The sequence below is a fragment of the Streptomyces sp. NPDC006309 genome, from assembly GCF_040613095.1.
Taxonomy (GTDB): Bacteria; Actinomycetota; Actinomycetes; order Streptomycetales; family Streptomycetaceae; genus Streptomyces.
Genome location: NZ_JBEXRO010000005.1, coordinates 249,222 through 268,608 on the forward strand (window position 1 = coordinate 249,222; position 19,387 = coordinate 268,608).

General features: G+C 72.7%; 17 protein-coding genes. 5 read left to right on the forward strand and 12 right to left on the reverse strand.

What is annotated here, in order from left to right; genetic code table 11:
* Both ABZ117_RS10210 and ABZ117_RS10215 read right to left on the reverse strand, forming a co-directional pair.
* Positions 1 to 1,755, reverse strand: coding sequence for an SDR family oxidoreductase (locus ABZ117_RS10210; RefSeq protein WP_356819182.1), 1,755 nt, complete (start codon positions 1,753 to 1,755; stop codon positions 1 to 3).
* Entirely contained in the window at positions 1,752 to 2,594 is an 843-nt protein-coding gene (locus ABZ117_RS10215; protein ID WP_356819184.1) for a M24 family metallopeptidase, read from the reverse strand. Before ABZ117_RS10215 ends, ABZ117_RS10210 begins: the two co-directional genes overlap by 4 nt.
* A 256-nt stretch (positions 2,595 to 2,850) precedes the next feature.
* Between ABZ117_RS10215 and ABZ117_RS10220 the strand changes: the two genes are divergently transcribed.
* From ABZ117_RS10220 to ABZ117_RS10235, 4 genes are read left to right on the forward strand one after another with little or no spacing between them, the layout of a single operon-like run.
* The gene (locus tag ABZ117_RS10220; protein WP_356819384.1) at positions 2,851 to 3,816 is read left to right on the forward strand and encodes an ABC transporter ATP-binding protein; all 966 of its coding nucleotides are present in this window, start codon (positions 2,851 to 2,853) and stop codon (positions 3,814 to 3,816) included.
* Positions 3,806 to 4,714 carry an ABC transporter permease gene (locus tag ABZ117_RS10225; protein ID WP_356819186.1) on the forward strand — a complete coding sequence of 303 codons (909 nt, stop codon included), beginning with the start codon at positions 3,806 to 3,808 and terminating at the stop codon, positions 4,712 to 4,714. The genes ABZ117_RS10220 and ABZ117_RS10225 overlap by 11 nt, the downstream gene beginning before the upstream one ends.
* Positions 4,711 to 5,622 (forward strand): ABC transporter ATP-binding protein, encoded by a 912-nt coding sequence (locus ABZ117_RS10230; protein WP_356819188.1) that lies wholly within the window; start codon positions 4,711 to 4,713, stop codon positions 5,620 to 5,622. The genes ABZ117_RS10225 and ABZ117_RS10230 overlap by 4 nt, the downstream gene beginning before the upstream one ends.
* Before the next feature lie 10 nt (positions 5,623 to 5,632).
* On the forward strand, positions 5,633 to 6,352 hold the full coding sequence (locus tag ABZ117_RS10235) for an ABC transporter permease (RefSeq protein WP_356819386.1): 720 nt from the start codon (positions 5,633 to 5,635) through the stop codon (positions 6,350 to 6,352).
* Between the two features lie 99 nt (positions 6,353 to 6,451).
* Here the strand turns inward: ABZ117_RS10235 and ABZ117_RS10240 are convergent, their stop codons facing one another.
* The 9 genes from ABZ117_RS10240 to ABZ117_RS10280 form a co-directional block, all read right to left on the reverse strand.
* Positions 6,452 to 7,249 (reverse strand): Cof-type HAD-IIB family hydrolase, encoded by a 798-nt coding sequence (locus tag ABZ117_RS10240; RefSeq protein ID WP_356819189.1) that lies wholly within the window; start codon positions 7,247 to 7,249, stop codon positions 6,452 to 6,454.
* A complete protein-coding gene (gene serS / locus ABZ117_RS10245; RefSeq protein ID WP_356819191.1) occupies positions 7,246 to 8,523 on the reverse strand; it encodes a serine--tRNA ligase in 1,278 nt (425 codons plus the stop codon). The genes ABZ117_RS10240 and serS overlap by 4 nt, the downstream gene beginning before the upstream one ends.
* 543 nt (positions 8,524 to 9,066) lie before the next feature.
* Entirely contained in the window at positions 9,067 to 9,999 is a 933-nt protein-coding gene (gene pheA, locus ABZ117_RS10250; protein ID WP_356819193.1) for a prephenate dehydratase, read from the reverse strand.
* Between the two features lie 140 nt (positions 10,000 to 10,139).
* Complete coding sequence (gene efeB / locus ABZ117_RS10255; protein WP_356819195.1) at positions 10,140 to 11,420, reverse strand: iron uptake transporter deferrochelatase/peroxidase subunit; 1,281 nt, start codon at positions 11,418 to 11,420, stop codon at positions 10,140 to 10,142.
* 6 nt (positions 11,421 to 11,426) lie between these two features.
* The gene (locus tag ABZ117_RS10260; protein WP_356819197.1) at positions 11,427 to 13,610 is read right to left on the reverse strand and encodes a copper resistance protein CopC; all 2,184 of its coding nucleotides are present in this window, start codon (positions 13,608 to 13,610) and stop codon (positions 11,427 to 11,429) included.
* Positions 13,611 to 13,623: 13 nt separating this feature from the next.
* Complete coding sequence (locus tag ABZ117_RS10265; RefSeq protein WP_356819199.1) at positions 13,624 to 14,094, reverse strand: copper chaperone PCu(A)C; 471 nt, start codon at positions 14,092 to 14,094, stop codon at positions 13,624 to 13,626.
* Positions 14,091 to 14,744: an SCO family protein gene (locus ABZ117_RS10270; RefSeq protein WP_356819201.1), complete on the reverse strand. Its 654-nt coding sequence runs from the start codon at positions 14,742 to 14,744 to the stop codon at positions 14,091 to 14,093. The genes ABZ117_RS10265 and ABZ117_RS10270 overlap by 4 nt, the downstream gene beginning before the upstream one ends.
* Before the next feature lie 115 nt (positions 14,745 to 14,859).
* Complete coding sequence (locus ABZ117_RS10275; protein ID WP_356819203.1) at positions 14,860 to 15,585, reverse strand: YcnI family protein; 726 nt, start codon at positions 15,583 to 15,585, stop codon at positions 14,860 to 14,862.
* Positions 15,586 to 15,736: 151 nt separating this feature from the next.
* Positions 15,737 to 16,594 carry a hypothetical protein gene (locus ABZ117_RS10280; protein WP_356819205.1) on the reverse strand — a complete coding sequence of 286 codons (858 nt, stop codon included), beginning with the start codon at positions 16,592 to 16,594 and terminating at the stop codon, positions 15,737 to 15,739.
* A 187-nt stretch (positions 16,595 to 16,781) separates the two neighbouring features.
* Here ABZ117_RS10280 and ABZ117_RS10285 point away from each other — a divergent pair, with 187 nt between their 5' ends.
* The gene (locus ABZ117_RS10285) at positions 16,782 to 17,225 is read left to right on the forward strand and encodes an ATP-binding protein (protein ID WP_356819207.1); all 444 of its coding nucleotides are present in this window, start codon (positions 16,782 to 16,784) and stop codon (positions 17,223 to 17,225) included.
* 709 nt (positions 17,226 to 17,934) lie between these two features.
* Here the strand turns inward: ABZ117_RS10285 and ABZ117_RS10290 are convergent.
* Positions 17,935 to 19,305 carry a PLP-dependent aminotransferase family protein gene (locus ABZ117_RS10290; RefSeq protein WP_356819209.1) on the reverse strand — a complete coding sequence of 457 codons (1,371 nt, stop codon included), beginning with the start codon at positions 19,303 to 19,305 and terminating at the stop codon, positions 17,935 to 17,937.
* Positions 19,306 to 19,387: the final 82 nt, after the last annotated feature.

Genomic DNA, 19,387 nt, shown 5'->3' on the forward strand with positions numbered 1-19,387 from the left:
TCACAGTCTCGGTTCCACCCGGGCGATCCTGCGCAGCGTGCCCGGCAGGAAGCGGGACAGCAGGTGGGCGGCCCGGGCTTCCGGGGTCACGGGGGCCACCGCCCTGTTGTGGGCCACCGCGTCCAGGATGGCGGTGGCGACCTTCTCCGGTGGGTAGTTGCGCAGGCCGTACAGTCGGGCGGACCGCTGCCGGCGGCGCCGTTCCTCGGCCGCGTCGACGCCGGTGAAGCGGGCCGTGGAGGTGATGCCGGTGTTGACGAAGCCGGGGCAGACCGCCGTGACGCCGATGTCCTGGGAGGCCAGTTCGGCGCGCAGGCACTCGGAGAGCATCAGTACCGCCGCCTTGGAGGTGCTGTAGGCCGGCAGGGCGCGGGAGGGCTGGTAAGCCGCGGCGGACGCGATGTTGACGATGTGGCCGCCCTGACCGCGCTCGGCCATGCGCGCGCCGAAGAGCCGGCACCCGTGGATCACCCCCCACAGGTTGACGTCCAGGACCTTGCGCCAGTCGTCGGCGGTCGTGGCGAAGAACGAGCCGGACAGGCCGATGCCCGCGTTGTTGACCAGCACGTCCGGTACGCCGTACTCGCGGTGGACCCGCTCGGCGAGTTTCTCCATGCTCTGCTCGTCGGAGACGTCCGTGGGCTCGGCCCAGGCGTCGGGTGCGCCGGCCAGCAGGGACAGTTCGGCGGTGCGGGCCGCGGCGTCGGCGTCCCGGTCGACGGCGATCACGCGCGCGCCGGCCTCCGCGAAGGCGAACGCGGTCGCCCGGCCGATGCCGCTGCCGGCGCCGGTGATCAGCACCAACTGCCCGCCGAACCGGTCGGCATGGGGGCCGGTGCCCTTCGGGGCGGGACGGCCGCCTTCCACGGACGTGACGAATTCGGCGATCCAGGCCGAGACCTGGTCGGGGCGGGTACGCGGGACCCAGTGCCGGGCCGGGAGCGTGCGGCGGGTCAGCCGCGGCACCCACCGGTCCAGGTCGTCGTAGAGCCGCTCGGAGAGGAACGCGTCCCCCTGGGGCGTGATGAGCTGCACGGGGGCGTGCGCGTACGCGTCCGGGCGCGGCCTGCGCATCCGGGCGCGGACGTTGTCCCGGTACAGCCAGGCGCCGTGGGCCGCGTCGCCGGGCAGGGAGGCGGTGGGATAGTCGCCGTCGGAGATCCGCTCGGCCCGCTCCAGGATCCGCGGCCAGCGCCTGCCGAGCGGGCCGCGCCAGGCCAGTTCCGGCAGGAGCGGGGTGTGCAGCAGGTAGACGTACCAGGACCGGGCGCCCTGGCCGAGGAGCTGGCCGACCCGGCGGGGTGTCGGACGCTTCACCCGCGCGTCGAGCCAGTGCCCGAAGTGGTCGAGGGAGGGCCCGGAGATCGAGGTGAAGGAGGCGATGCGGCCCTTCGTCCGGCCGACCGTGACGAACTCCCAGGACTGCACCGAGCCCCAGTCGTGCCCGACGAGGTGCACCGGCCGGTCCGGGCTCACCGCGTCCACGACGGCGAGGAAGTCGTCCGTGAGCTTGGCGAGCGTGAAGCCCCCGCGCAGCGGCCGGGGCGCCGTCGAGCGGCCGTGGCCCCGGACGTCGTACAGGACCACGTGGAAGCGGTCGGCGAGCCGGTCCGCGACCTGGGACCAGACCTCCTTGCTGTCCGGGTAGCCGTGCAGCAGGACGACCGTCGGCCGCTGGGGGTCGCCCAGCTCGGCCACGCACAGCTCGACCCCGCCGGTCCGCACCCAGCGCTCACGCGCGTCTGTCGGTTTCACTTCTCCTCCGCCCAGCGCCGCACGTGCGGCAGGTCGTCGTCCAGCCAGAAGGCGCTCTCCGCCGGGTCCCGGGAGTCGGTCACCACCAGGATCTCCTCGAACTTCGCGCCCGTACCGCGGAAGCCGAGGTGGGGTTCGACCGCCCACAGGCCCGGCCGCGGCGGGTGGTCCGAGAAGCGGTACGGGGACCACAGCGGCGACCAGCCCTCGCGGTGGCCGTGCAGCGCGTCGGCGGCCAGGCCCTTGAGGGACTGGGTGCCGAACCCGAACAGGTGCGGGGACCAGCGCCGCTGTCTCACCCGGTCCACCTTGTGGGCGATCACCCCGAAGGGGTACGCCCGGTGCCGGTTGGCGTAGCCCTGGCGGGTCATGAGCCGGTCCACGTCCTCGTAGATCTCCCGCAGCGGGCGCCGCTCGCGCACCTCGCGCAGGATCAGCTCGCGGTGCGCCTCGAGGTCGGCCATCAGCCGGTTCTGCACGGGGTTCACGCCCAGGGAGCCCGAGTAGCCGATGTCCGCCGTGTACCCCTCGTACACCGGGGCCATGTCCAGGATGAACGGCATCCCCGGCTCCAGCGCGCGGCCGGTCGGGAAGAACTGGAGCGGGACGCGGAAGCCCGTGAACGCCGTGCGGTCCCCGAACCAGGCGAAGGGAAGGTGGAACCAGTCCCGGACCCCGCGCCCACGCAGCCACTCGCGCTGCATCCGGGCCGCCTCGCGCTCGGTCACGCCCGGCTCGAGGCGTGCGGCGACCGCCTCCGCGCACTCGTAGGCGAGGCGCTGCACTCTTCTGAACCCCCGCAGGTCCACGGAGAGTCCGTTGCTCACTGCCGTCGTCATGCCGCCCCGTCCCGTCGCCCCGGCGACGCGTCCGTCGACCGCGGTACGCGTCCGTAACTTGACACTGGTGAATGTGACAGTTGTTAGAGGTGTCGTCAATAGGGGTGATCCCGGAGTCCGCCGGCGTTCGGCGGCCGTCCCGCACCACCCCTGGGTAGGCCTCCCCTAGGGCCCCGTACTACCTGGGTCTGACGTGAAACGGCTCTGAAGTCTGACGACCGGCGTGGTCCCGGTCACTACTGTCGGAGCCGTGACTGTGATCGCGACCGAAAGCCTGAGCAAGCGGTTCCCCCGGGTGACCGCGCTCGACCGGCTGTCCGTGGACATCGGACCCGGTGTGACCGGACTCGTCGGGGCCAACGGCGCCGGCAAGTCCACTCTGATCAAGATCCTGCTGGGTCTGTCCCCCGCCACGGAGGGCCACGCCGAGGTGCTCGGCCTCGACGTGGCCACCAAGGGCGCCACCATCCGCGAGCGCGTCGGATACATGCCGGAGCACGACTGCCTGCCGCCGGACGTCTCGGCCACCGAGTTCGTCGTGCACATGGCCCGCATGTCCGGGCTGCCGCCCACCGCGGCCCGCGAACGCACCGCCGACACCCTGCGCCACGTCGGCCTGTACGAGGAGCGGTACCGCCCGATCGGCGGCTACTCGACGGGCATGAAGCAGCGGGTGAAGCTCGCCCAGGCGCTGGTGCACGACCCGCAGCTGGTCTTCCTGGACGAACCGACCAACGGCCTGGACCCGGTCGGCCGCGACGAGATGCTCGGCCTGATCCGCCGCATCCACACCGACTTCGGCATCTCCGTCCTGGTCACCTCCCACCTGCTGGGCGAGCTGGAACGCACCTGCGACCACGTCGTCGTCGTCGACGGCGGCAAGCTCCTGCGCTCCAGCTCCACCACCGACTTCACCCAGACCACGACCACCCTCGCGATCGAGGTCACCGACAGCGACAGCCATCCCGACGGCACCCGCGCGGTCCGCGAGGCGCTCCACGCGCGCGGGGTCGACACCCACGCCGAGGCGGGCGGCCTGCCCGGCGCCGGACACATCCTGCTGCTGACCGCCGCGGGCGAGGAGACGTACGACCTCGTCCGGGACGTGGTCGCCGACCTCGGGCTCGGCCTGGTGCGCATGGAACAGCGCCGGCACCACATCTCCGAGGTGTTCACCGGCAACGACGAACAGCGCAAGGAGGCCGTCGGCCATGGCGGTTGAGCATCCCCCGGCAACGCCCACCGGCGACCGGTCCCGCATCCACGACATCGGCTACCGCGGCTACGACGGCCCCCGCCTCGGCCGCGCCTACGCCCGCCGCTCGCTGTACTCGCAGTCCCTGCGCGGCGCCTACGGCCTCGGCCGGTCGGTGAAGTCCAAGGTGCTGCCGATGCTGCTGTTCGCGGTGATGTGCGTGCCCGCCGCCATCATGGTGGCCGTCGCCGTCGCCACCAAGGCGCACGAACTGCCGGTGTCCTACACCCGCTACGCGATCACCATGCAGGCCGTCATCAGCCTGTACGTCGCCTCGCAGGCCCCCCAGGCCGTCTCCCGCGACCTGCGCTTCAAGACCGTACCGCTGTACTTCTCGCGGCCCATCGAGAGCACCGACTACGTGCGCGCGAAGTTCGCGGCGCTGGCCTCGGCCCTGTTCGTCCTCACCGGCGCTCCGCTGCTCGTGATGTACATCGGCGCGCTGCTGTCCAAGATGGGCTTCGCCCACCAGACCGAGAAATTCGCCCAGGGACTGGTCTGTGTGGCCCTGCTCTCCCTGCTCTTCGCCGGCATCGGCCTGGTCATCGCCGCCTTCACCCCGCGCCGGGGCTTCGGCATCGCCGCCGTGATCGCCGTGCTGACCATCTCCTACGGCGCCGTGTCCACGCTCCAGGCCATCGCCGACGCCCAGGGCAGCGGCGGCGCCGTCCCGTGGATCGGCCTGTTCTCGCCGGTCACACTGATCGACGGCGTGCAGCACGCCTTCCTCGGCGGCAGCTCCGGCTTCCCCGGCGGGGTCGGCCCGTCCAGCGGGGAGGGCGCCGTGTACGTCGTCCTCGTCCTGGCCCTGATCGCGGCCTGCTACGGCCTCCTGAACCGCCGCTACAAGAAGGTGGGACTGTGACCACGCTCACCATCGACCACGTGTCCCGCTGGTTCGGCAACGTCGTCGCCGTCAACGACATCACCATGACCATCGGCCCCGGCGTCACCGGACTGCTCGGCCCCAACGGCGCCGGCAAGTCCACACTGATCAACATGATGGGCGGCTTCCTCGCCCCGTCCACCGGCACGGTCACCCTCGACGGGCAGCCGGTCTGGCGCAACGAGGCCGTCTACCGGCACATCGGCATCGTCCCCGAGCGGGAGGCGATGTACGACTTCCTCACCGGCCGCGAGTTCGTCGTCGCCAACGCCGAGCTGCACGGCCTGGGCGCCAAGGCGGCCCAGCGCGCCCTCGCCACGGTCGAGATGGAGTACGCGCAGGACCGGAAGATCTCCACCTACTCCAAGGGCATGCGGCAGCGCGTGAAGATGGCGAGCGCCCTCGTCCACGACCCGTCGCTGCTCCTGCTGGACGAGCCGTTCAACGGCATGGACCCCCGGCAGCGCATGCAGCTGATGGAGCTGCTGCGCAGGATGGGCGACGAGGGCCGCACGGTCCTGTTCTCCTCGCACATCCTCGAGGAGGTCGAGCAGCTCGCCCGGCACATCGAGGTCGTCGTCGCCGGACGCCACGCGGCCAGCGGTGACTTCCGCCGGATCCGCCGTCTGATGACCGACCGCCCGCACCGCTACCTGGTGCGCTCCAGCGACGACCGCGTCCTCGCGGCCGCGCTGATCGCCGACCCGTCGACGTCCGGCATCGAGGTCGACGTGGCCGAGGGCGCGCTGCGCGTCCAGGCCGTCGACTTCGGCCGCTTCACCGCCCTGCTGCCGAAGGTCGCCAGGGACCACGGCATCCGGCTGCTCACGGTCTCGCCGTCCGACGAGTCCCTGGAGTCCGTCTTCTCGTACCTGGTCGCGGCGTAGGAGGCCCATGATGTATGACCCCACCGTCGCCCGACTCACCTACCGTGCCCTGCTCGGCCGCCGCCGGGCCCTCATCCTCGGCGCGCTGCCGCTGCTGCTGATCGTGATCTCCGTGGCCGTGCGCGGCCTGACCGGAGCCGACGACCAGACGGCGTCGGACGTCCTCGGCGGCTTCGCGCTCGCCACGATGGTGCCGATCATCGGTGTCATCGCGGGGACGGGCGCGATCGGCCCGGAGATCGACGACGGCTCCGTCGTCTACCTGCTGTCCAAGCCGCTCAAGCGGCCCACCATCATCCTGACGAAGCTGATCGTCGCCGTCGGTGTCACCATGGTCTTCTCGGCGGTGCCGACCCTGATCGCCGGCCTGATCCTGAACGGCAACGGCCAGCAGATCGCCGTGGCCTACACGGTCGCGGCGCTGATCTCCTCCATCGCCTACTCCGCGCTGTTCCTGCTGCTGGGCACCGTCTCCCGGCACGCGGTGGTCTTCGGGCTCGTCTACGCCCTGGTCTGGGAGGCGCTGTTCGGCTCCCTGGTGCCGGGTGCGCGCACGCTGAGCGTCCAGCAGTGGTCGCTGGCCGTCGCCCACAAGCTGGCCGGCGGGGACCTGGTGACCTCCGAGGTGAGCCTGCCGACGGCCACCGTGCTGCTGGTGGCGGTCACCGTGCTCGCCACCTGGTACGCCGGGCAGAAGCTGCGGGCGCTGACCTTGGCGGGCGAGGAGTAGAAGGTACGCGGGGCAGAGAGCAAGAGGTACGGGGGCCGCGCGAGCGGCCCCCGTCGCATTCCGCGCTCGGTGACGGGCCGTGGGCCCGACGCGCGAGCGCTACGCCAGCGAACGCTCCAGCACGACCGCGATGCCGTCGTCCTCGTTCGAGGCCGTCACCTCGTCGGCCACCGCCTTCAGTTCCTCATGGGCGTTGGCCATGGCCACGCCCCGGGACGCCCAGGCGAACATCGGGATGTCGTTGGGCATGTCGCCGAAGGCGATCGTGTCGGCGGCCTTCAGGCCGAGCCGGCGGGCGGCGAGGGACAGGCCCGTGGCCTTGGACAGGCCGAGCGGGAGCAGTTCCACGATGCCCGCCCCCGCCATGGCCACCGTGACGAAGCCGCCGGCCGCCTGCCGGGCGACCTCCGCCAGCTCGTCGTCGCCCAGTGTCGGATGCTGTATGTAGATCTTGTTCAGCGGGGCGCTCCAGATGTCGGACGCGTCCGTGAACGGTGTCGCGGGCAGCTTGCCGGTGACCGCGTATCCCGGGCCCACCAGGACCTCGCCGTCCAGGCCGTCGCGGCTGGCCGCCAGGTACAGCGGGCCGACCTCGGCCTCGATCTTGGCCAGGGCCACGCCCGCCAGCTGCCGGTCCAGGGTGACGGAGGTGAGCAGGCGGTGGCTGCCGGCGTCGTACACCTGGGCGCCCTGGCCGCAGACGGCGAGGCCGTCGTAGCCGAGGTCGTCCAGGATGTGCCGGGTCCAGGGCACCGCGCGGCCGGTGACGACGATGTGCGCGGCGCCCGCCGCGCTCGCCGCGGCGAGCGCGTCCCGGGTGCGCCGCGAGATCGACTCGTCGGAGCGCAGCAGCGTGCCGTCGAGGTCGGTGGCGATGAGCCCGTACGGGAAGGTCACCGGGACACCGGCTCCAGTACCTCACGGCCGCCCAGGTAGGGGCGCAGCACCTCGGGGACCCGGACGGAACCGTCGGCCAGCTGGTGGTTCTCCAGGATCGCCACGATCGTGCGCGGGACGGCGCACAGCGTGCCGTTGAGCGTGGCGAGCGGCTTCACCTGCTTGCCGTCGCGGAACCGGATGGACAGGCGGCGGGACTGGAACTCGGTGCAGTCCGAGGTCGAGGTCAGCTCGCGGTACTTGCCCTGGGTCGGGATCCACGCCTCGCAGTCGTACTTGCGGGCGGCCGAGGAGCCGAGGTCACCGGAGGCGACGTCGATGACGCGGAACGGCAGCTCCAGCGACTCCAGCCACTGCTTCTCCCAGGCCAGCAGGCGCTGGTGCTCGGCCTGCGAGTCCTCGGGAGCGACGTACGAGAACATCTCGACCTTGTCGAACTGGTGCACGCGGAAGATGCCCCGGGTGTCCTTGCCGTGCGAGCCGGCCTCGCGGCGGAAGCAGGGCGAGAAGCCCGCGTACCGCAGCGGCAGCTTGTCGGCGTCGATGATCTCGTCCATGTGGTAGGCCGCCAGCGGGACCTCGGAGGTGCCGACCAGGTACAGGTCGTCCTTGTCGAGGTGGTAGACGTCCTGGGCGGCCTGGCCGAGGAAGCCGGTGCCCGCCATGGACTGCGGGCGGACCAGCGCCGGGGTGAGCATCGGCGTGAAACCGGCCGCGGATGCCTGGGCGATCGCTGCGTTCACCAGGGCCAGTTCCAGCAGGGCGCCGACACCGGTGAGGAAGTAGAAGCGGGAGCCGGAGACCTTGGCGCCGCGTTCGACGTCGATCGCGCCGAGCAGCTGGCCCAGCTCCAGGTGGTCCCTGGGCTCGAAGCCCTCGGCACCGAAGTCACGGATCGTGCCGTGCGTCTCCAGCGTGACGAAGTCCTCCTCGCCGCCGACGGGCACGTCGGGGTGGACGAGGTTGCCGAGCCGGAGCAGCAGCTCCTGGGTCTCGGTGTCGGCCGCGTCGCGCTCGGTGTCGGCGGCCCTGACGTCGGCCTTCAGCTGCTCGGCACGCTTGAGCAGCTCCGCCTTCTCGTCGGGGGAGGCCTTGGGGATCAGCTTGCCGAGCTGCTTCTGCTCGGCACGCAGTTCGTCGAAGCGGACGCCGGAGGACCTGCGCCGCTCGTCGGCAGAGAGGAGGGCGTCGACGAGCGCGACGTCCTCTCCACGGGCACGCTGGGACGCGCGCACACGGTCGGGGTCCTCACGGAGCAGGCGAAGGTCAATCACGGGGCCAAGGCTACCGGTGCGCGGTCGTGGCTCACGAATCACTATTCCGGGGTGTTGTGATTCGTCGCTTACGTTCCGTTATGAGCTAATTGCCGAACGTGTCAAGGAAAAGTGTCCCACTCCCTGGGGCGGGGCACGCGCCGGCCGTCGCGTTGACCGGATCTCCTTGCCGGGGAGGGGATTTGGCGGCTCGGTTGTCCACAGAGATCCGCACCCCCCGATAAGTTATCCACAGGCTGTGTGGAAGATCTGTGGATTTCAGAATTGATCACTCCGAAAACCCGGGACGGGCCGAAGAATTCCCGGGTCAAACCCCATCGACACCCGCGTTCGGGTGGAAAACGGTCGCCCTAATAGATGAATCGAAGCAAACGGCTGAACGAAGGGTGGTCCTACGGAGGGTGGCGGCGCCCGGCCGTTCTAGGGCGATTTGTCGACCCACCAGTCCTCCACTGTCGACTTGTCCCCAGGTCGAGAAGGGTGCCTGTGGATAACTCCTGTGGATAACGTTGGTATGCAGGTACGACCGGCTGGAACGGCCGGTCAGAACCGGCCGTCCTGGCAGCGCGCCACCCAGTCCGCCGCCGCCATGAACTCCTCGTCCGACGTCCCCGGCAGCGTCGGACGGACCGCGTCCGGCGTGATGTCCGCGCGCGGGTAGGAACCCAGGAAGCGGACCTGGAGACAGATGCGCTTCAGGCCCATCAGTGTCTCCGCCATCCGCCGGTCGGCGATATGGCCCTCGGCGTCGATGCAGAAGCAGTAGTTGCCGATGCCGGCGCCGGTCGGCCGGGACTGGAGCAGCATGAGGTTGATGCCGCGCGAGGCGAACTCGCCGAGCAGGTCGCGCAGGGCACCGGGGTGGTCGTCCCGCTGCCACAGCACCACCGAGGTCTTGTCGGCACCGGTCGGTGCGGCGGGCCGGGCCGGGCGGCCGACCAGCACGAACCGCGTCTGGGCGTTCTCCGCGTCGTGGATGCCGGTCTCCAGCGCCTCCAGGCCGTACCGGGCGGCGGCGAACTCACCGGCGAACGCGGCGTCGTAGCGGCCCTCCTGGACCAGGCGGGCGGCGTCCGCGTTGGAGGCGGCCGACTCCCAGAGCGCCTCGGGGAGGTGGGCGCGCAGCCAGTTGCGCACCTGCGGCTGGGCCGCGGGGTGGGCGGAGACCGTCTTGATGTCCGCGAGCTTCGTGCCGGGCCGGACCAGCAGCGCGAACGTGATGGACAGCAGCACCTCGCGGTAGATCGTCAGTGGCGCGCCCGCGACCAGCTCGTCCAGGGTGGTGGTGATCCCGCCCTCGACCGAGTTCTCGATCGGCACGAACGCGGCCTCGGCCTCACCGGCCCGCACCGCGTCCAGCGCGGACTGCACCGACACGTAGGGGATCAGTTCCCGGGTGGCCGCCTCCGGAAGCGTGCGCAGGGCGACCTCCGTGAAGGTGCCCTCCGGGCCGAGATAGGCATAGCTCGCTGGCATGCCCTCACCCTAATGGCCGCGCGGCCGGCCGGCCCCGCCATCTCATCGGCGCCACTCGACCGGGTGGTTTCAACCCCGATCGTCCCCCGGACGGGTGCCGATGCGCGTACGCGGTCGGCCCTCCGGCGGCTGTTGCCCCGTCAGCCCTCCAGCAGCCGTTGCCCCACGTACTCGCCCTCGGCCGCGCCCCCCGGCACCGCGAACAGACCGCTCGCCTCGTGACGGATGTACTTCGACAGCGCGTCGCCCCGGTCGAGCTTGCGCTGCACCGGTACGAAACCGCGCAACGGGTCCGCCTGCCAGCAGATGAAGAGGAGCCCGGCGTCGGGCGTGCCGTCCGGGCCGATGCCGTCGTGGTAGGAGAAGGGGCGCCGGAGCATGGCCGCGCCGCCGTTCTTGTCGGGCCGGGTGATCCGGGCGTGCGCGGTGAGCGGGACGACGTACTCGCCGTGGGCGTCGGTCTTCTCCAGGTCCATCGGCGTCGTCTCGTCACCCCCGGACAACGGTGCCCCGTCGGCCTTACGGCGCCCGATGACCTGCTCCTGCGCCGTGAGCGACAGCTCCTCCCAGTCGTCCAGGAGCATGCGGATGCGGCGTACGACGGCGTAGGAACCGTTCGCCATCCACGCGGGCTCGCCCGACGCGGGCACGAAGATCCGCTTCTCGAAGTCGGTGTCGGCCGGCTTGGGGTTGCGGGTGCCGTCGAGCTGGCCCATGAGGTTGCGGGCCGTCATGGGGTGGGCGGTGGCGCCCGGGCTGCGGTTGAAGCCGTTCATCTGCCAGCGCACCCGCGCGGCGGAGCCCGCGTCCTTCTGGATCGCGCGCAGGGCGTGGAAGGCCACCAGGGCGTCGTTCGCGCCGATCTGCACCCACAGATCGCCGTTGCTGCGCGCCCGGTCGAGATGGTCGGAGGAGAAGTCCGGCAGCGGATCGAGGGCGCCGGGCTGCTGCTTCTCCAGGCCGGTCCGCGCGAAGAAGCTGTGACCGAAGCCGAAGGTGAGGGTCAGCGAGGAGGGGCCCGCGTCCCGGGCCACAGCGGTATCGCCGTGCGGGGCGGCCTCGCCCGCCATCAGCCGTTCCGCCGTCGCCGACCAGCGGCGCAGCAGGGCGGCTGCCTCCCTGCGGCCCGCGCCCGCCGCCAGGTCGAAGGCGACGAGATGGCCGCAGGCCTGGAGTCCCTCGGTGATGCCGGGCTGATGTTTCCCGTGAAACATCGCCCGGCCGGAGCCCACCGAGGACAGTGGAGCGGCCTGGGCGGGCGCGGCGGCGTACCCCACGGCACCGCCCGCCGCGCCGAGCGCGAGCCCGGTGGCCCCGGCCGTTCCCAGCAGGGCGCGCCGGGAGACACCGCGCGCACCGGACACGCGCCCGGGCACCGGCGTGCCGGGCGTGCGGGTCTGCGGGAGGGACTGGTCGGACATGGTGGTTCAGCCGATCTGCGCGTGCTTGGAGACGGTCGTCTGGTCGATGCCGGAGGTGCGGACCGTGACGGCGACGGTCCAGTCCCCGGCGATCGGGATCTGCACCCCGCTCGCCGACCAGTGGCCGGTGGTGATGTGGTCGGGCGTCACGGGCAGCGGGCCGATCTTCTTCGCCTGGAGGGTGAAGGAGATCTTCACCTCGGGGACGTCGAAGGCCCGGCCGTTGGGGCGCTGGACGTAGACGTGCATCTCGTTGCCGCCCACGCGCGCGGGGTCGAGGTCGACGCTGACGACGCCCTTGCCGTCGGTGCCGCCGGTGTCGAACGGCATGTCCAGGGTGAGCGCCCCGGACGGGGACGAGGTGGCGGCGCCGGACGCGGCCGAGGTGGCTGCCTTGGCCTCCTGTTCGGTGCGGCCCGGCTCGGTCTGGGTCAGCGCGGTGGTGACGGCGAGCAGCACCAGGGCGACGCCGGTCTCGGCGAGTACCGAGCGGCGCAGGCCCGAGCGGTGCGGGTCGGCGTCGCGCAGCCGCTTTCGCCGGGCGGCGTCGACGGCCGCGCGCTGCCGGGCGAGCTGGTCGGCACGCCGCGAGTCACCGGGAGCGGGATCCTCGCCGGCACGGGGAGCGGCATCGTCGTCGGAACCGGGAGCGGGATCCTCGTCGGAACCGGAACCGGAACCGGAACCGGAACCGGAACCGGAACCGGAACCGGAACGGGAGCCGGAGCCGGCATCCTCGCCGGCACCGAAAGCGGCACCCTTGCCGGGACCGGCACCGGCACCGGCGCTGGCACCGAAACCGGCACCGGAATCCGGTACGTCATCGGCCCCCTTGCCCCCACCCACCGCCGCGCGGCAGGCCCGGGTGTCGGCGTCGGTGTCGCCACCGCTCACCCTCGCTGCTGTCACCGGTTGCCTGGCCTCGGACCTCTCCGTCCCTTCGGCAGGGACGGCCGGGTCCCTGAGCTGAGCCGTCCAGCGCCGGGAGACCACCGCGACACCGACCAGCAGCGCCACCAGCCCGATCTTGGCCAGCAGCAGTAGCCCGTACCGGGTGCCGGTGAACGCCGACCAGGAGCCGAGCTGCCGCCAGGACTGGTAGACGCCGGTGGCGACCAGCGCGACGACGGAGCCGGCGGCAACCCGGGAGAACCGCTGTACGGCGGCGGCCCCGACCGGGGTCTCGGCGGGCGCCCGGTACAGGGCGACCAGCAGCGCGGTGAGCCCGCCCAGCCAGGCGGCGACGGCCAGCAGATGGACGACGTCGACCGGCATGGCGATGCCCGGCTGGAGCCCGGTGGAGGCGTGCTCGGCCATCGCCCAGGTGGTCGCCAGTCCGGCCGCGACGACGCCCCCGCCGACCGCGAGCCCGAAGGTCAGGTCGCGCTTCTCCTGTTGCTCCTCGCGCCGGGTGTAGGTGCCGAAGAGGACGGCGACGAAGAGCGCGGCGGCGGCGAGCAGCAGCAGCCGGGAGACCAGCGCGGCACCGGTCTTGGTCTGGAGCACCTGGCCGAGCAGACCGAGGTCGAAGACGTCGGCGAGCTTGCCGGAGGTGGTGTACGAGCCGCGCAGGAGCAGCAGCCACAGGGTGGCCGCGGTCAGCGCGACCCAGCCGCCGGCCACCAGCCGTTGCAGGGCCCGTACGCCCGCGCCGCGCTGCCAGCAGGCGAGGACGAAGGCCGCACCGCCGGCGAGCACGAGGAAACCGGCGTAGGACACGTACCGTCCGAACACGTACAGCGCGCCCACGACCCCGCCGCCCGCGGCCGGCCCTGTGTCCTGCACGACGGTCTGCGAGGGCGCGCCGATGGAGAAGGTGTAGGCGCCGGAGACGGGGTGGCTGTCCGCCGAGACGACCTGGTAGGTCACGGTGTAGGTGCCCTTGCCGAGGCCGCTCCTGAGCCGCACGGCGTACGTCGTTCCGCTGAGGTTCGCGGGGCTGCCCGTCTGGACCGGCTTGCCCCTGGGGTCGAGGACGCGCAGGGAGTCGTCGTTCATCGCCACCTTCTCGGAGAAGGTGAGCGACACCTGGGTGGGCGCCTTGTCGGCCACCACCCCCTGCGCGGGGTCGCTCCCGGTCAGTGCCGCGTGCGCGGAGGCCGGTCCGGCGGCGCCCGCCAGCAGCGCGCCGGTGACGGCGAGCAGCATCAGCACCAGGTACCGCAGGCGGGGGGTGATGGTCCGGGTCACGGTGGTCCCTCCCTCAGTGGCCGGTCGACGGGTGGTACGTGGCGGACTCCACCGGCATCTCGACGGTGAGGCGCCCCGACCGGGCGAACGTGAGCCGCACGGTGACCGTCTGGCCCTGCTTCGGCGCGTGCTTCAGCTTCTCGAACATCAGATGGTTGCCGCCGCTCTCGAAGACGAGCCGGCCGTGGGCGGGCACCGCGAAGGAGGACTTCTCCGCCATGGCGCCACCCTCCGTGCTGTGCATGGTGACCTGGCCGGCGACGTCACTGCTGACCGAGGTCAGCCGGTCCTCGGCGCCGCCCTTGTTGGTGATCGTCAGGAAGCCGGCGGCCATGTCGGCGGAGACCGGCTGGGGCATGTACGGGGAGCTGACGGACAGCTCGGCCCGGTCCGGCCCGGAAGCGGAACCGGACCCGGAGCAGCCCGTGAGCGTCAGCGCGCCGGCGAGCGCGCCGGCGGCCAGGACGGCCGTGCGACGCCTCACGGGTTGGCTCCCCTGACGAGCTTGGGCAGGTCCCGGCTGTAGTCGTCGACCGTGGTGTCCTCGCCGTAGAGGACGTAACCGGCGTCCGTCTTCGGGGAGAAGGCGATGACCTGGGTGCCGTGCACCGAGACGAGCTTGCCGTTCTTGTCCTTCGTGGTCGGCTCCACGGCGATGCCGACCGAGCGGGCACCCGCCTTGACGGCGGCGAAGTCGCCGGTGAGGCCGATGAACCGGGAGTCGATGCCCTTGAGCCACTTGCCCAGCTCGACGGGGGTGTCGCGGCCGGGGTCGGTGGTGACGAACACGACCCGGAGATCGTTCTGCTCGGCCTTGGGCAGTGTCTTCCGGGCGACGGCGATGTTGCTCATCGTCGTGGGGCAGATGTCGGGGCAGTGGGTGTAGCCGAAGTAGAGCAGGGTCGGGTGGCCCTGGGTCTCCTTGCGGAGGTCGTACTTCCTGCCGTGGGTGTCGGTGAGGACGAGGTCCGGCTTCTTGAACGGCTGGTCGAGAACGGTGGCGGCCTTGCCCGCGTCCGACCCGCCCGAGACGACGGCGACCGGCGCGTCGCTGTTGCCGTCGGTGCCGCAGGCGGAGAGGGTCAGGGTGGCGGCGGCGAGCGTCACGGCCGCGGCGAACGTCTTCTTGCGCATAGGAAAATGTCCCAGATAGGTGAATTCCGGCGCGCACCGGGGTCGGACGACGGGGTCCTCGGCCGGGGCCGGCGGACCCTGCCGTACGACCCCGGTGCGCGCGCTGGGTAAGGGCTCAGGCGGTGCGGCGGCGGCCCGCGAGGACGCCGTAGGCCACGCCCGCGACGCCGGCGACGATGCCGATCACGCCGAGCACGCGCGCGGTGGTGTCACTGCCGCTGCCGGAGTCCCCGGCGGCGGCCGTCTTCCCGCTCCTGCCGTCCGTTTCGTCGGCGGCGGCCGTCGTGCCGGGGTGGTCGTCACCGGAGGCGGCGGTCAGCTCCAGGACGGGCGCCGGGTTCTCCGGCTCGGCCTGCCCCTTCTGCGGCACCTCGATCCAGCGCACGACCTCCTTGTTCGAGTACGTCTGCACCGCCTTGAACACCAGCTGGTCGGTGTGCTCGGGCAGGGCGCCCAGGGAGAGGGGGAACTTCTGGAAGTAGCCGGGGGCGATGCCCTTGCCGTCGGCGGTCCAGGTCACCTTGGTGACGGCCTCGTCGATCTTCTCGCCGTGCATGGTCAGCGGCTTGGCCAGCTTGGACTTGGTGACGTCGATCTTCCAGCCGGGGATCGGCTGCGGCATCACCGAGGCGATCGGCTGGTCGGCCGGGAGGTTGACCTCGATCTTGGTGGTCGAGGCGTCGTCGCGCTCGTTGGGGACCTTGAAGTCCACGACCGCGTAACCGCCCTTGGCCGCGATGCCCTCCGGCTGCACGCTGACGTGCGCGAAAGCGGGAGCCGACAGGACGAGGACGGCCGAGCCGGCGACGGCAGCGGCGGCGGCGATACGAGAAGCCTTCATGGAAGGAAGTACTCCACTCTGAGTGAGTCCGGTGGTGAGGAGGAATACGCGCGTGCGGGGCCGGGGTGCCGGCCGTACCGCTGGAAAAAGGGGTGCACGCGCGCGTGCCGCGTGTCGGCGGCCCACCGGGGTCCGTGGAGCGGGGGTCGCGTCAGGCGGCGAGGCGGAACGCGGCGGCGGGCGGGCCGCGCCGGATCACCGTGTGCTGGAGTACGGCGGTGTGCGGGGCCGGTGCCTCGTCGCGGTCGGTACGCCGGCCGCGCGGGCCGGGGCCGGCCGCGGGCAGCAGCCCGGCGCACAGGGCGTGCGCCAGCGCCAGCGCCGCGCGCAGGGACCGTACGAGCGCCCCCTCCACGACTCCGTGCGCCGACAGCTCGATCAGCCGCAGCACGGCGAGGTCTCCGCGGCGCAGCAGCCAGCCCGCGACGACGGCCGCGAGCAGGTGGCCGAGCAGCATCGGCAGCGAGGGCAGCAGCCCCGTGGCGGCGCCGATGGCGTCGTGCGTGTGGTGCAGCGCGGGCAGGGCGCCCGTCGGCCGGCCGGCGCGGTCTATGAGGTGCGCGTCGAGCAGCAGCCGGAAGGCGTGCCCCGGGGTCAGGGACGACGGGGCCGAGCCGCACACCAGGCGCGCGGCCTGCTCGACTAGCGCGCTGTCGCTCAGCGTCCCGCCGGCGGAGGATCCCGGCCCGGACGCCGCCATCGACGACATCCCGCCGGTGGCCGCCGCGGCCCCGTGCTGGCCCAGCCCGAACAGCGTGTGCAGCACGGTCTGGCCGAGGGCGAGGAGCGCGGCGATACCCGGCAGCGAACGGGCCCGCCCGGTGAGCGGGGCGACGAGCAGCAGGGAGCCGAGGAAGCCCGCGCCCAGCGTCCACAGCGGCACGCGCGCGCAGGAGGCCAGGGTGTGCCCGGCCGCGGCCAGCGCGACGCAGACCGCGGTGAACACCGCGGCCCGCAGCATCCGGAGACCGGCTCCGGGGCGCGCCGTGCGCGGGTGGGGGGCAGTCATGGCGGGGTCATCATCGCACTGGGCCCGCCGGGCGCCTACGGCAGGGCGGCCGAGCCGGCCCCTCATACACCGATTCCTCCCCCGGCGCATCGGCTGTATGGGCGGCGTCACGCCCACGCAGTGCTTACGGGCGCCTACAGGCGGCAATAGGTAACGGTATGTCGAGCCGCGGCCGGGAGGCTGGAGCATGAGCATTTGGTGGTCACTCCATCTGCGGCGCGACGCCGCGAGCGTGCCGCTCGCCCGGCGGCTGCTGATCGGCACCATGGAGACGGCGGGCGTCGACCCGGAGATCTCCTACGACCTGTCCGTCGCCCTGAGCGAGGCCTGCGCGAACGCGGTCGAGCACGGCGGGGACCTCGCGCCCGGCGCCTCGGAGGCGTACCGGGTGACCGCGTACCTCGACGGTGAGAAGTGCCGTATCGAGGTGACCGACTCGGGGTCCGGCACCGTCCGCACCCAGGACATCCGGCCCGCCCGCCCGGACGCCGAGCACGGCCGCGGCCTGTGTCTGATCCGGGAACTCGCCGACCACGTCCATATCGGCCCCAAGCCGGGCCGCGGCGGGACGGTGGTCAGCTTCGACAAGATCCTCAAGTGGACGAAGGACCCCTCCCTGCTCACGGCCTGACGGCTTGACGGCCCGGCAGAGCCACGGGGCGCGTACGGCGGCGCCCGGCACGCGCGCGTGAGGCGTGCTGGGCCCAGCGGTCGGCACGGGCGTGAGGGGTACTGGGCCAGCCAGCCAGCCAGCCAGCCAGCCAGCCAGTCAGTCGGCACGCGCGCGTGAGGCTCCGGGGCCCCGGCCCACCGGGCGGCCCGGCACCCGGGCGTCCACCGACGGTGCGCCGCCCGCCGGCGGACGCGCTCGCTGGCGGCCTCGCCCATCGGTAGATGCACCCGGCGGTGGGCGCGCCCGGGTGGCGCCTTCGCCCAGTGACGGACGCGCTCGCTGGTGGTCTCGCACGTCGGCGCATGAACCCGGGGGTGGGCGCGCCCCGGTGGCGGACTCACCGGTGCCAGACGCGCTCGCTGCTGACCCCGCACGTCGGCAGATGTAACCCGGCGTAGGCCGTGCCCCGGTGGCGCCCTCGCCGGTGGCAGTCGCGCTCGCTGGTGGCCCCGCCCGTCAGTAGATGCACACCGGCGGAAGGCACGCCCGGGTGGCGCCCCCACCCGGCGGTGAACTCGCCCGTCATCGGCGCGCTTCCTTTGTCGGCACGCTCCGGCGTCGGCGCGTCCGGGTGTTGGCGCGCCCTGGCGTCGGCACGCTCCGGTGTTGGCGCGTCCCGGCGTTCGCGCGTCCCGGTGTCGGCGCGCTCCGGTGTCGGCGCGCCGTCTCAGCCGTCGGTGCCCAGCACCCTCGCCAGCGCCTCCAGTGCCTCGGGATACGTCCGTTCCCGGGGTGTGCCGTAGCCGACGACCAGGCCCTGGGGCCGGTCGGGGGCCGGGGTGTGCCAGTGGTCGCCGAGGGTGCCGAGCGCCAGGCCCTCCGTCTCCGCGCGGGCCAGCACCTCGGCCTCGTCCGGGACCTCGATCAGCGCGTGCAGCCCGGCCGCGATCCCGCGCACGCTCCACCGCGCCCCCAACCGGTGCAGGAGCTGGTCCCGGCGCCGCCGGTAGCGCAGCCGGCACGCGCGCACGTGCCGGTCGTACGCGTGGCTGTCGATCAGTTCGGCGAGCGCCAGCTGCCCGATGGTCTCGGTGTGGTGGTCGCTGTGCAGCTTGGCGTCGGTGACCGCGTCGACCAGGCCCGGCGGCAGCACCATCCAGCCCAGCCGCAGCGCCGGGCCGAGGGTCTTGGAGACCGTGCCCAGGTAGGCCACCTGGCCGGGAGCCATCCCCTGCAACGCGCCCACCGGCTGCCGGTCGTAGCGGAACTCGCCGTCGTAGTCGTCCTCGACGACCAGGCCGCCGCGCGCGCGTGCCCAGTCGGTCAGCGCCCGGCGCCGCTCGGGATGCAGGGTCACCCCGGTCGGGTACTGGTGGGCCGGCGTGACCACCACGGCCGCCGCCTCGCCCAGTTCCCCGGGCCGTACCCCACGTGTGTCGACCGGGGCGGGCAGCACCGTCCCGCCGTTGCGCCGCACCACGTCCCGGTGGAAGGGCAGCCCGGGGTCCTCCATGGCGACCGCCGCGCCGTCCAGCACCCGGGTCAGGAGCGCCAGGCCCTGGACGTACCCGGAGGTGATGACGATCCGCTCCGGCGGTGCGAATACCCCCCGTGCCCGGCCCAGGTAGCCGGAGAGCGCGGTGCGCAGCTCGGTCCGGCCGCGCGGGTCGCCGTAGTCGTACGCCAGTGAGGGTGCCGTCGCGATGGCGCGGCGCAGCGCGCGCAGCCAGGCCGCGGCCGGGAAGGCGCCGACGTCGGGGCTGCCTGGGCGCAGGTCGAAACGCGGGGCACGCGCGCGTGCGGACGGTTCCGGCCGCGGCACCCGGACGGCCGGCAGCTCGGCGACCCGGGTGCCCGAGCCCTGCCGGGCCGTCAGGTAGCCCTCGGCGACGAGCTGGTCGTAGGCGGCCTTGGCGGTGCCGCGCGAGATGCCGAGTTCCGCCGCGAGGCGCCGGGTGGCCGGCAACCGGGCGCCGGGGGCGAGCCGCCCGTCCCGCACGGCGTCCCGCAGGGCCCGCTCCAGCCCGGCCCGGCGCCCGTCCGCCGCGTCGGGTTCGAGATGCAGGTCCACGCCCACGCCGGACCGGAAACCGTCCACGAACACCCTCCCCCCGGGGGCGTGAGACCTTCGCGCGCCCGCCCCCGTGCCGATGGCCGGGCACCGCTGCGGTGCCCGGCCA

Bases quoted from the DNA above. Each gene is read 5' to 3' on its own strand.
- efeB (WP_356819195.1), bottom strand. From the start codon at position 11,420: ATGTCCGACCAGTCCCTCCCGCAGACCCGCACGCCCGGCACGCCGGTG.
- ABZ117_RS10285 (WP_356819207.1), top strand. From the start codon at position 16,782: ATGAGCATTTGGTGGTCACTCCATCTGCGGCGCGACGCCGCGAGCGTG.
- ABZ117_RS10270 (WP_356819201.1), bottom strand. From the start codon at position 14,744: ATGCGCAAGAAGACGTTCGCCGCGGCCGTGACGCTCGCCGCCGCCACC.
- ABZ117_RS10225 (WP_356819186.1), top strand. From the start codon at position 3,806: ATGGCGGTTGAGCATCCCCCGGCAACGCCCACCGGCGACCGGTCCCGC.
- ABZ117_RS10275 (WP_356819203.1), bottom strand. From the start codon at position 15,585: ATGAAGGCTTCTCGTATCGCCGCCGCCGCTGCCGTCGCCGGCTCGGCC.
- ABZ117_RS10280 (WP_356819205.1), bottom strand. From the start codon at position 16,594: ATGACTGCCCCCCACCCGCGCACGGCGCGCCCCGGAGCCGGTCTCCGG.
- pheA (WP_356819193.1), bottom strand. From the start codon at position 9,999: ATGCCAGCGAGCTATGCCTATCTCGGCCCGGAGGGCACCTTCACGGAG.
- ABZ117_RS10235 (WP_356819386.1), top strand. From the start codon at position 5,633: ATGTATGACCCCACCGTCGCCCGACTCACCTACCGTGCCCTGCTCGGC.
- ABZ117_RS10215 (WP_356819184.1), bottom strand. From the start codon at position 2,594: ATGACGACGGCAGTGAGCAACGGACTCTCCGTGGACCTGCGGGGGTTC.